Here is a 10209-nt window from a genome sequence, read left to right on the forward strand (position 1 = left end):
TCGTCACCCCAACCTACGATGCTCCACCAGCAGTTTGGCGGCGGCCAGGGTATCGACACCCGGCAGGGTCATCAGAAGGTCCATGGCCGCCTGATAGGGTTCCAAGCGGGCGACGAGCGTACGCTCCAAGGCCGAAGAACCCATCGTCACTATCGGGTTGCGCGGTCCCCCGCGCCCGCGATCCGGAGAGGACAATTCGGTGCGGCGAAAGGGCTGACACGCGTTGGTCTCGAAGCAATTCTGCCGCCGGGTTAATCATCTGGAATCACTGATTTTGCTGCGCTAACCTGTTACACTTGATCAACTTATTGAACAAGTATGATGCCATGAAAGTCGTCACCTACTCCCATGCACGCAATACATTGAAATCCTTGCTGGATACGGTCGTGCGGGACGCGGACGTGGCGATCATCAGTCGTCGGGATGCCGAGGGTGATGCGGTGGTCATGTCCCTGGATCACTACAACAGTCTGATGGAGACCCTGCACCTGCTGTCGACCCCTGCCAACGCCGAGGCCTTGGCGCGCGCGATCCGGCAGGATCAGGCGGGCGAGGCGCAACCGCGGACCCTGATCGATGCGGACGGCGATTAACCATGCGCGGGATTCGTTTCGTCCCGGACGCCTGGGATGCGTACCTTGATTGGCAACAGCAGGATCGCAAGACGCTAAGACGCATTGACCTCCTGATCAACGAGGCCGCCCGCGAGCCCTTTGCCGGGATCGGCAAACCCGAACCGCTGCGCGGCCATCTCTCGGGCTACTGGTCGCGGCGCATTGACGACACCCATCGCCTGGTCTACCGTGCGACCGACACCGAGTTGGTCATCATCGCCTGTCGCTTTCATTACGACGGCTGATGAACGGATGATCTTGTGGGAGCGGCCTCCGGCCGCGACGGGGCCTCGCAAACTGCCGCAGGGTCGCTGGTTACCGCCACGACCCTGAACAGTTCCAAAATTTCTTGACAAGATTAACAAGATTTACAAGATTGAAAATAAATAACATCTTGTAAATCTTGTTGATCCTGTCTAGATGTATTGAATTCGGGCTCGCCGTGCTTTTCGGGACCGCACCTTAAGGCGATTCCTGTCATGTAGGGGCGACTTCAGTCGCCCCTAACGTCGGTAGACCATTTCCCGGAAATCACCTCGGCTGCCTATCCGGCTCCCACGCTCCAGCGTCGCGTCACCCCACGGGCCGCTGGAGCGGCCGACCTGCATTCCCACGCTGGAGCGTGGGAACGAGACTATTCACTCTACGCACTCAATCCCGACGATCGTCCCGATGTGACGCCAACTCTTCGCGGACTACCCGGCGCAGCGTGTCCTCCATATGCTCGTCATCCATCGCACGATGCAGCGCCTGATTGATTAGTGTCTCATAACTCTGCTTGCCGGCCTTGGCTTTGAAAAACGCGATCACCGAAGCGTCCAATCTGATGGAAACCTGCTCGGTTCCCAGTCGGTCACCGACGGCCGCTGCGAATTCCTCGCGGCTGACATCCTTGAGCCCGACCCGGAGACGGGGCTCAGAGGTAGGAGAAGAAGTTTTTGATTTCATCGTTCTCTGCCTTGCGCATGGAAATGATGTGAATGGTATCGTCGGTTTCGGTGTGCGTAATGACAACGACAGCTGTTCCCAGAAGACCGGTTGTGTTGAAACGCTGTTCACCGTAACGATCGCGGGTATCCTCGTAGGTCACGGTCGGCCCGGCAAAGACCGACGCGGCATCGGCAAAGTCCAGCGAATGCTTACGCCGGTTCGCCTGCCGTTTCTTGGCGTGCCAGGTAAATTCCATCGGGTGCTCTGTCTAGAGTCGATGGACTTGGCCGGACTCTGATGTTGAATTCAATGCTTTTCGCTCGGCCTCCTCGTCGCCCTTGCACATGCTGGGCGGGAACTGGATGTCGAGGTTGGCGACTGAGAGTTTGCCGGAGATCAGGCGGGGGAGGAGGAGATCGCGTGTTTTATTGAGCAGCGTGATCGCCTCCTCCAAGTTATCCGATTCCTGATACAACGGTCCTGCTAGATCGGAAAATCTCTGTTGAAGGTGCTCGGACGGAAAAAGCAGACGTTGTTTACCGACGAGATCCGGTTTTAAGTGGAGAACATTTGCGCCGTTTGCGAATTCCTTAATGAAAGAAGAAAAGCCAGAATGGCGCATGTATGCGTAAAGGAATGTTTTTGAAATAGTCTTTGGAATCAGCTTGATTACGTCAAGGGAAATTACCGTCATTTTACCCGGCAGATATGGAATACGTGCAACCTCACCTATAACAGCACGATCTTGGGTCATATCGGTCACTGCCATCACGACATCTCCAGCTTCAACGCATTGTTCGTTGCGGTGATACCCCGAATAATATTTAAGCCCTTCTTTTCGGTAACCGCCACGACGATTAAATGATTTTAGCGTAATAAAAAAACAAGTTCCCTCTTCGTCTGAGATCTCGTGTGCAGAATATGACTTGCCTTTCGCATGACCGAAGAATTTTGAGCTGAGATCGAAATGCCATCCCTCGGGCACGCCTTTGACTAGCTTGGTGCTTTGGTAACCTGGGAAGCGCATACGGACAAACCATTCCCGGTAGATCTCCTCGGCCATCTTTTCGAGGAGGATGATGCGACGCTTGTTGGTCTCTATCAAGTCATCATAGGCGGTGAGGATGGCGGCGATCTTGCGTTGGGTCCCTAAATCGGGTATAGGAATGCGGAAGTCCCCGATTTGTTTACCACTGATATGCGGAACAGTTACTCCAGTAACAATCGGCTGGAGGTAGTTTGCGAAATAGTTGCTGGAGATAACGTGTCGCAGGTAGTGCTGATCCAACTTGCCTTTTGCCCGGATGCGAGCCACCCGTTGTACGAGTAAAGATTTTGGATCGTGAGGCTTGATGTAAGACCATTTCAATCCCGCAGTGACCCATGGGCGATCCATGGCTAAAACGATATCGCCAGAAACCAAATGATATCTCGAGAACGCATCGTATTCATGGAGTGGCCAACGTTTCGCTTCAAGCCAGTCGATATAGCCTTGATGAACATTTTCGCCCTTGACCAGGGGGATGTCAGCCAGGTTATCTGTAAAGCGCTCGCTCTTGAAAGCAAACCCTGGCAATATCGATGCGTACGCATCGAGTTTCTCAACTTCGTACCTTGAAATTTCGTAACGCATGATTATCCAATAATCGATGCAAGGTATTTTTGTATTGTTAGCGAAACTCCCTCAGACTCCTTGTCTAACTCTGCTAACCGATCTCCAAGTTCAGCTAAGTCTCCGAGAAATTCTTCCTCCGTCTTCCCATCCTCCTCAATCACCACCCCCACATAGCGCCCCGGATTGAGCGAATAGTCCTGCTCCTTGATCTCATCCAGGTCGGCGAGTTTGCAAAGCCCGGTGACATCCTCGTATCGCGCCTCGGGAAAGCGCTCCTGGAGCCAGTGGATGTGGGAAAACCAGCGCTCGGCGCTCCTGACCTCGGTATGGATGGCCTCCAAGGCGGTTTTGAGCGCCTTGGTCTGGCGGTCGGCGCCGCCCCGCTTGCCGTCGGCTTTCGCCTGATCGGCAACCTGCTTTTCCTGGTGGCGGACGGTGCGGTCGAGCTGTTTGAGACAGTCGTGCAGGACGGTAAAGAAGGGAGCGAAAGTGGCGCTCAGGTCCCGTTGGGCCGCGTTCTTGTCTTCTATCGTGGCCTGGCCGCCGTTGTGCTGCTGATACGCGGCATAGGCCTGTTGCAGTGCGTCGAGTCCGTCCCATGCCTTGACCAGAGCAGCGACTGCGGCTTTCCCGGCTTGGTCGGCGAGGACGGCAAGGAGTTGCGCCGAGACGGGTTCGACCTGTTGCCGGTTGTCGGCCAGGCACTGCATCCCTGATGCGAAGTAGCGGTCGATGAGGCTGACGAACTCGCCGCGGCGGCCCTTGTGCAGGCGGCTGATGATGGCGATGTTCTGGATCTGCTCCTCGGTGAGTTCCCGATGGGCACGGTCGATCTGGGTGAAGATGTTGCGGGCGTCGATGAAGAGGATGCGTTCATCCCGCTTGGCCTTGTCGAAGAACCAGAGGGTGGCCGGCAGTGTGACCGTATAGAACATGTTCGACGGCAGGGTGAGCATGCCGTAGATGAGGTTCTTCTCGATCAGGCTCCGGCGGCAGTCGGCCTCGCCGTGACGGGCGTCGGAGGCGGAGTTGGCCATGACCAGGGCGGCGCGGCCGGTGTCCTTGAGCGAGGTGGCGAAGAGGTTGATCCAGAGATAGTTGGCGTTGGGGACCGTCTCTTTGCCCTGCTCGGATTTCTTGGCCTTGGTCTTGTTGCGCGGCAGCCCAAAGGTGTTGAAGCGCTTGTCTTTCTCGACGGCTGAGAGGGCCACGTCGTCGACGTTGAAGGGCGGATTGGCCAGCACATAGTCGAAGGTGCCGAAGGATTTGAACTCGTCGGCATAGTAGGTGTTGGCGGCCTTAATCTCGCCGCGCAGCCCGTTCACCACCAGGTTCATGCGGGCGAGCTTGACGGTCTCGCCCTGTTTCTCCTGCCCGTAGACGTAGACGCTGGTGTTCTTGCCCTGGGCTTCCAACTCCCGGCGATGCCGGGCGATGAAGTCGGCGGACTGCACGAACATGCCGCCGGACCCGCAGGCGGGATCGAAGACGGTGCCGCCGTGGGGCTCGATGATCTCTACCATCAGGCGCACCACCGAGCGCGGGGTGAAGAACTCGCCCCCACCCTGGCCCTCGGCCATGGCGAATTTGCCGAGGAAGTATTCGTAGATCTGGCCAAACACGTCGCCGGTGGCATCGTTCGGGATGTTGTCGAACTGGCGCAGGAGGTAGAACGGCAGGTCCCTGGTCTCCGGGGTGCGGGTGAGACGGAAGTATTCGTCCTTGGGCAGGCAGTCCTTGAGTTCGGGCTTGAAGAATTCGATCGATTTCATGGCCGCGACGATGGCCTTGGCGATGTCCTCGCTCTCCGACAAATCGAGGAGGTAGCTGTAGCGGGCGTAGTCGGCCAGATGGAAACCGCACTTGGCGACGGCGATTTCGTGCAGCGGCTTCTCGCGGCGGGTGCCTTTGAGCGCGGCGTGCTCGGCCTGGATGACGGCCTCGTGGCGGCGGTAGTTGATGTCGGCGAATTTCAGAAAAATCAGGCCGAGCACGGGGGTGCCGTACTCGGAGGCCTTGAGGTCGGAGTTCGCCCGCAGGTTATCGGCGGCGGACCAGAGGGTGTCTTCGAGTTGCTTGAGTTGGTCACGGTTCATCCTTGGAGTATATCAAGGATGCTGCTGACGAAAGTCGCCAGACCACAACGATGATCAAGGCCAATTTTGGCCTTGATCATCGTTGCGGCCAGGCCTTCCGCAGAGGTACTGGTACGGACAACTGGGCTTTGATCATCGTTCCGGCCAGACTTTCCGCAGAGATCCTGATGCGGAAAATTGATCCGCAGATGAACACGGATTTTTTTTCTTCATCTGTGAACATCTGTGTCATCTGTGGATAATTCCGATCGATCCGGCCGGAGCGACGATACTGGTGGCGAGTTCGCCGAATCGCTGAATCGTGAATGCTGCGGTTCGTGCCTGACACTGGTGGCGAATTCTCCCGACCGCGGAGTCCGGAAAGAACGTATCTCACGCCAAGGGGCCAAGCACGCCAAGAAGAGCGCAATCCTGCGGTGACCCCCGTCATCCCGCGAGCGCCTCCGGTTTCGATAGCGCTTTGAAGAACCTTGGCGTCTTGGCGTCTTGGCGTGAGATATTCCGGATCTGAGTCAAGCCGGTGCGGCGGATACGCCCGTTTGAGCGCAATCCGCCACCAGTGTCGGTGCCTCGCCGCATCCTACGGCACCACGGCACTGCGCGGCGTCGCGGGTCAGCGCGGCGCCCCATCGCGGCCGGAGGCCGCTCCCACGGGGGGGCATGTTTCCACGCGCGGTCTCAGTTGGCCTGGAAGCCGGTGCTCTCGCTGCTCCGCCCCCGGCCCTGCAGTGCGCGCAGGATGTCTTTGAGCGGTCGGGTCCGGGTCTCGCGCGGGACGCACAGATAGTGTCGGCGCAGGTCATCACGGTAGGCTTCGGACGCGCTGGTGGACAGCGGCTGCCACTCCGCGGCCGGCGCCTCGGCGAAGGCGCCGTCGCTGCCGTAGGCGTAGGTCTTCCAGGCCCCCTTGAGGGTGCAGCGGATGCCTTCGTAGGAGACGTTGCGTCCGCCGCTCGGGAGTTCGATGACCAGGGTGTAGCGCACCGCCGCGATGGGTTCGTCGATGCGCAGGTTCTTGCCGTCGATGAAGAACTTGAACGGCGACCGGGGTCCTTCCGGGGTGAAGGCGAGCAGGTCCTGATCGCGCGGCCAGGGCGGGAGGTTGACGGCCGCTTCCTGCCGTTCGGCCCCTTCCTGGACGTTGCTGGGACGTATCGGCTCCGGGTCCAGCTTGAAGTTGTTGTCCGCGTTCGTCCGCGCGGCTCCCAACAACAGGGGCATCAGGATGAGAGGGGCGTAGCGTCGCAAGGGCATGGGCGTTGATCCTGAGTAAAACAGTCAGCGTGCGTTGCAGGGTCGATAGTCCGCCGGACGTCCGTCGAGGATGGCGGTGAGGTTGTCGAACTCGTCCTGGAGGCCGCCGCCGCCCTCGGCCATCACCCGATCCATCGACTGGCGCACCGCCTGGGAGAGCGACCAGCCCAGCGGCGGTTCGACCAGCGATTGCTCGATCCGTCCGCGCGCCGCCGGGTCACCTTGGGTGCGGGCCAGTTCGGCTTCGACCACGGCGGCCAGTGAGACCTCGATGACCGCGCCGCGCATGTCCCCTTCGACCAATTTCGCGGTGCTGACCTCGGCGAGCCGCCCGCGCGCGGTCCGGGCGTTCAACAGGGCGCGCACCGGGGAGGCGACCTCGCTCAGGAAGTCGCTGGCGGGTGGACCTTCGGGGCCTGGCCCGACGCTGGTGACCTCCGGGCGGCGTTGACAGACCGCGGGCGCCTGCGGGTCGTTGCGGATCAGGATCAGGATCGGGTAGAGGGTCTCGTCGTTGATCAGTTCCAACAGATCGACGGTGGTGGTGGCGCCTGAATTCTCGAAATAACCGCCGTCGACCAGGCGAATTTTCTGGTCGCCCTCGGCGCCCGGGCCGATGAGGCTGCCGGCGGGGCTCACGTAGGTGAAGCGCGCACTGGCCCCGGCGGCGGCGGACAGCCGGATGGTCCGGGTCTGGAAACCGTCGTCGAGTAGGTCCAGGGTGTCGGTGAAATTGGTCAGCGCGATGTTGGAGATGACCGCGCGCCGGCCCGAGTCCACGATCGTGGTGTTGAGCAGCAGCCCGGGGAGGCGGAACTTGTAGCCGTCGGCATAGAGTGCGGTGAAAGGTCGGGTCAACGGGTTGTCCGCGTCCGCCAGGGCCTGCTCGAATCCCAGTTCCAGGAAACGCTGGCGGTCCGCCGCCGGGAAGGGGTAGGGGATGAAGCGCTGGACCAGGTCCGGGAACAGCATGCCGGCGGCGACCGGTGACAGAAAGTCATGGCTCAGCGCCTGTTGGACGGTGCTCAGCGTGGTCTCCCCATCCACCAACGCGGCGCGGTTTTCCAGTTGCTGACGCTTGACTGCCGTGTACATCGCGGCGCCGACACTGCCGCCCGAGACGCTGCTGATGGCGAACAGGGATTGGCTGAACGTGGGGATTTTGGCTTCCAGGGTCGCCAGGGTGGAGGCGGTCCAGTAGGCGGCGCGGATGCCGCCGCCCGCCGCGGCGACCAGGATGACCGGATCGCGTCCGTCGATCTGCCGCGGTGCCGGGTTGACCTCCCGCCAGGCCTGATAGTGCGCCGCGGCCGCGAGCCGTTGCAGGGCCGGGGCCTGGTCGGCGACGCGGATCCAGTGATTGTCGTTGAAGAATCCGAAGCCGGCCGCGAGGATCAGAGCCAATGCGGTGCCGGCCGGCAGGCCGTTGACGAGAAACGCGTAGGTGAGCACCAGACTGCCGAAGAGTGCAATCCCGGCGAGGCCGGACAGCAGGATGGCCGGCGTCCCCAGGGTCTGGGGGAGGCTGACCGGCCAGACCACGAAGGCGGCGAGCAGGATGAAAACCGTGAGCTGACCGAGTGACAGGATAATCAGCATCAGGCGGCGGTCGTGTGCTTCGCCTGGTTCGGTTAGCCCACGGGTGCGCTCGGTCGCTTTCACGAACCAGTCGCGGCGTTTGTAGTAGAACCACCACAGGCCCGCGGCCAGGAGCAGGAAGAGTGCGCCCAGTACCCAGGCCCCGGTCTGGGCGCTGGTTTCGAGTCGCAGGAACCCGATGCCGATGGCCAGCGGCACCAGGGTGCCATAGACGCGCGGCAACCAGGTCCGGCCGAACCGGGAGCGCTGCCAGCGGAGCTGATCGCCGTCGAGGGTGTGCGTGAGCAGGAGCCGGGCGCTGTACCAGAGCCCCAGGCTCAGGAACAAGGCGCTGAGCAGGAAGAACAGGTTGGACCAGGCAAAGCCGTACTCGGCGGACAGGCGCAGCAGATCCTGACCCTGACCGACCTGCGTGAACAGGACCGCGGCGCCGACCGCGGTGACCGTGGCATAGCCGCATAGCCACAGGACGCGCACGATGGAGTTCCAGATGAAATTCCAGAGGGCGAGCAGCGGAGGCAGTGATGCATCCGCGGCGGAGGTGGTTTCAGGGGCGCTTGGCGACATGAGGGACCTCGCTGGAGTGATGGTGGACAGAGATGAATGTCGGGTTCGTCAGAACAGTTCCCGTCTTGATCATAAACCCGGCCAACTCGCGATTTTCGCGGTTGGCGGTTGCGGTCCGCGGAGCGGACCCTACAGGGTGTCGTTCGAGAAGGTGTCGCAGGCCGCCAGGCGGCCCTCGGCCAGGCCGCGTTTGAACCAGCGCACCCGCTGTTGTGAACTGCCGTGGGTGAAGCTGTCCGGCGTCACGTAGCCGCGGGTCTGACGTTGCAGACGGTCGTCACCGATGGCGGAGGCGGCGTTCAGGCCTTCTTCCACGTCGCCCTGTTCGAGAATCCGACGGGCGGCATGAGCGCGGTTGGCCCAGACGCCGGCGAAGCAGTCGGCCTGGAGTTCCAGCCGTACGGAGAGCTGATTGCCCTCGCGCTGGCCGGCGCGGCGGCGCAAATTTTCGACCTGATCGGAAATGCCGAGCAGGTTCTGGACGTGATGGCCCACTTCATGGGCGATCACGTAGGCCTGGGCGAAGTCACCAGGGGCGCCGAAGTCGTTGCGCAATTCGTCGTAGAACGCCAGGTCGATATAGACCTTGTGATCGGCCGGGCAGTAAAACGGACCCATGGCCGCCTCGCCGAGCCCGCACGCGGAGCGGGTGACGCCGGTGAACAGAACCAGATTCGGCTCGCTGTAGCGTTTGCCGGCCTCTTTGAAGACCGCGTTCCAGGTATCCTCGGTGTCGGCCAGGACGACCGAGACGAACTCCTTCATGTCGTCTTCCATGCCGGCCGTGGGGACGCGAAACTGGGGCTCGCCGCCCGGCCCGGACTGGGCCATGGGGTCCTGGGGGGCGGTCGGGCCGGGCACGAACTGACCGTCGCGGGTCAGCAGCACCGAAGGGTCGACGCCCAGCAGCATCAGCACCACCACCAGCACTAATCCGCCCAGGCCGCCGCCGATCCCGACGGTGCGTCCGACGCGCATTGGCCGTCGGCCGCCGCCGAACGGATCGCCCCCCAGGCTGCCGTCGTCGCGGCGGTCCTCGATATGCTCGCTACGTCTGCCGGTTTTCCAGCGCATGAGTCGGTCCTCTGAAGGATGCGTGATTATCCCATGATTGTGGATCATAGCACTCGGCAGGCGCTCCACTGGGCCAGTATCGCAACCGCGGCAATTCTAAGTTTGGGCGGCATCGCGCGACCCTTTGTTGGATGCGGCGTGCGCGACCGCCGTGCCGGATCCCGGACACCGAACAGCGCGCCCGATCCACCTTACAGCGGAGCTGCTTCTGTAGGGTGGACAAGCGCAGCGCAGTCCACCAGCCGCGCCTGCGCTATGCTTGTCAACGGCCGAAGCGATGATCAAGGCCCGCAGTCCTGTCGGTGCCCCCTAAACACCCTGAGCGTTCGCCGAGAAAGGCACTTCACACGATTGTTTTTTTCTCTTATTCCTTTGTCGGAACCACGTAGGCATCCTCCGGTCTATGTCGCGTACCCTCAACTCGTTCGTGCGTTATGAGGCAATCTTGCCTCATAACGCA

11 protein-coding genes are annotated in these 10209 nt (G+C 61.2%); 3 read left to right on the plus strand and 8 right to left on the minus strand.

The window, feature by feature from the left end:
• Window positions 1-3: 3 nt before the first annotated feature.
• Entirely contained in the window at window positions 4-144 is a 141-nt protein-coding gene (locus tag QZY03_RS10585) for a hypothetical protein (RefSeq protein WP_295580769.1), read from the minus strand.
• A 182-nt stretch (window positions 145-326) separates the two neighbouring features.
• On the opposite strand from QZY03_RS10585, the gene QZY03_RS10590 reads away from it, so the two are divergent.
• Window positions 327-593 carry a type II toxin-antitoxin system Phd/YefM family antitoxin gene (locus QZY03_RS10590; protein WP_295580771.1) on the plus strand — a complete coding sequence of 89 codons (267 nt, stop codon included), beginning with the start codon at window positions 327-329 and terminating at the stop codon, window positions 591-593.
• Window positions 594-595: 2 nt separating this feature from the next.
• Window positions 596-859 (plus strand): Txe/YoeB family addiction module toxin, encoded by a 264-nt coding sequence (locus QZY03_RS10595; protein WP_295580772.1) that lies wholly within the window; start codon window positions 596-598, stop codon window positions 857-859.
• Window positions 860-1265: 406 nt separating this feature from the next.
• On the opposite strand, the gene QZY03_RS10600 is transcribed toward QZY03_RS10595, so the two are convergent.
• From QZY03_RS10600 to QZY03_RS10615, 4 genes are read right to left on the minus strand one after another with little or no spacing between them, the layout of a single operon-like run.
• The gene (locus QZY03_RS10600) at window positions 1266-1562 is read right to left on the minus strand and encodes a BrnA antitoxin family protein (RefSeq protein ID WP_295580774.1); all 297 of its coding nucleotides are present in this window, start codon (window positions 1560-1562) and stop codon (window positions 1266-1268) included.
• Window positions 1531-1800 (minus strand): BrnT family toxin, encoded by a 270-nt coding sequence (locus tag QZY03_RS10605; RefSeq protein WP_295580776.1) that lies wholly within the window; start codon window positions 1798-1800, stop codon window positions 1531-1533. Before QZY03_RS10605 ends, QZY03_RS10600 begins: the two co-directional genes overlap by 32 nt.
• 12 nt (window positions 1801-1812) lie before the next feature.
• The gene (locus QZY03_RS10610; protein WP_295580778.1) at window positions 1813-3177 is read right to left on the minus strand and encodes a restriction endonuclease subunit S; all 1365 of its coding nucleotides are present in this window, start codon (window positions 3175-3177) and stop codon (window positions 1813-1815) included.
• Window positions 3178-3179: 2 nt separating this feature from the next.
• Window positions 3180-5255 (minus strand): class I SAM-dependent DNA methyltransferase, encoded by a 2076-nt coding sequence (locus tag QZY03_RS10615; RefSeq protein WP_295580780.1) that lies wholly within the window; start codon window positions 5253-5255, stop codon window positions 3180-3182.
• Between the two features lie 2 nt (window positions 5256-5257).
• On the opposite strand from QZY03_RS10615, the gene QZY03_RS10620 reads away from it, so the two are divergent.
• The gene (locus QZY03_RS10620; RefSeq protein ID WP_295580782.1) at window positions 5258-5497 is read left to right on the plus strand and encodes a hypothetical protein; all 240 of its coding nucleotides are present in this window, start codon (window positions 5258-5260) and stop codon (window positions 5495-5497) included.
• Between the two features lie 436 nt (window positions 5498-5933).
• Here the strand turns inward: QZY03_RS10620 and QZY03_RS10625 are convergent, their stop codons facing one another.
• From QZY03_RS10625 to QZY03_RS10635, 3 genes are all read right to left on the minus strand, one after another.
• Window positions 5934-6509: a CNP1-like family protein gene (locus QZY03_RS10625; RefSeq protein ID WP_295580784.1), complete on the minus strand. Its 576-nt coding sequence runs from the start codon at window positions 6507-6509 to the stop codon at window positions 5934-5936.
• Between the two features lie 24 nt (window positions 6510-6533).
• A complete protein-coding gene (locus tag QZY03_RS10630) occupies window positions 6534-8675 on the minus strand; it encodes a hypothetical protein (protein WP_295580786.1) in 2142 nt (713 codons plus the stop codon).
• A gap of 129 nt (window positions 8676-8804) precedes the next feature.
• Window positions 8805-9749: a neutral zinc metallopeptidase gene (locus tag QZY03_RS10635; protein WP_295580788.1), complete on the minus strand. Its 945-nt coding sequence runs from the start codon at window positions 9747-9749 to the stop codon at window positions 8805-8807.
• Window positions 9750-10209: the final 460 nt, after the last annotated feature.

The organism is uncultured Lamprocystis sp. (genome assembly GCF_903933125.1).
Classification (GTDB): Bacteria; Pseudomonadota; Gammaproteobacteria; order Chromatiales; family Chromatiaceae; genus Thiodictyon.

Coding starts and splice junctions, on each gene's coding strand:
- QZY03_RS10585 (WP_295580769.1), bottom strand. CDS start 144: ATGGGTTCTTCGGCCTTGGAGCGTACGCTCGTCGCCCGCTTGGAACCC.
- QZY03_RS10590 (WP_295580771.1), top strand. CDS start 327: ATGAAAGTCGTCACCTACTCCCATGCACGCAATACATTGAAATCCTTG.
- QZY03_RS10595 (WP_295580772.1), top strand. CDS start 596: ATGCGCGGGATTCGTTTCGTCCCGGACGCCTGGGATGCGTACCTTGAT.
- QZY03_RS10600 (WP_295580774.1), bottom strand. CDS start 1,562: ATGAAATCAAAAACTTCTTCTCCTACCTCTGAGCCCCGTCTCCGGGTC.
- QZY03_RS10605 (WP_295580776.1), bottom strand. CDS start 1,800: ATGGAATTTACCTGGCACGCCAAGAAACGGCAGGCGAACCGGCGTAAG.
- QZY03_RS10610 (WP_295580778.1), bottom strand. CDS start 3,177: ATGCGTTACGAAATTTCAAGGTACGAAGTTGAGAAACTCGATGCGTAC.
- QZY03_RS10615 (WP_295580780.1), bottom strand. CDS start 5,255: ATGAACCGTGACCAACTCAAGCAACTCGAAGACACCCTCTGGTCCGCC.
- QZY03_RS10625 (WP_295580784.1), bottom strand. CDS start 6,509: ATGCCCTTGCGACGCTACGCCCCTCTCATCCTGATGCCCCTGTTGTTG.
- QZY03_RS10630 (WP_295580786.1), bottom strand. CDS start 8,675: ATGTCGCCAAGCGCCCCTGAAACCACCTCCGCCGCGGATGCATCACTG.
- QZY03_RS10635 (WP_295580788.1), bottom strand. CDS start 9,749: ATGCGCTGGAAAACCGGCAGACGTAGCGAGCATATCGAGGACCGCCGC.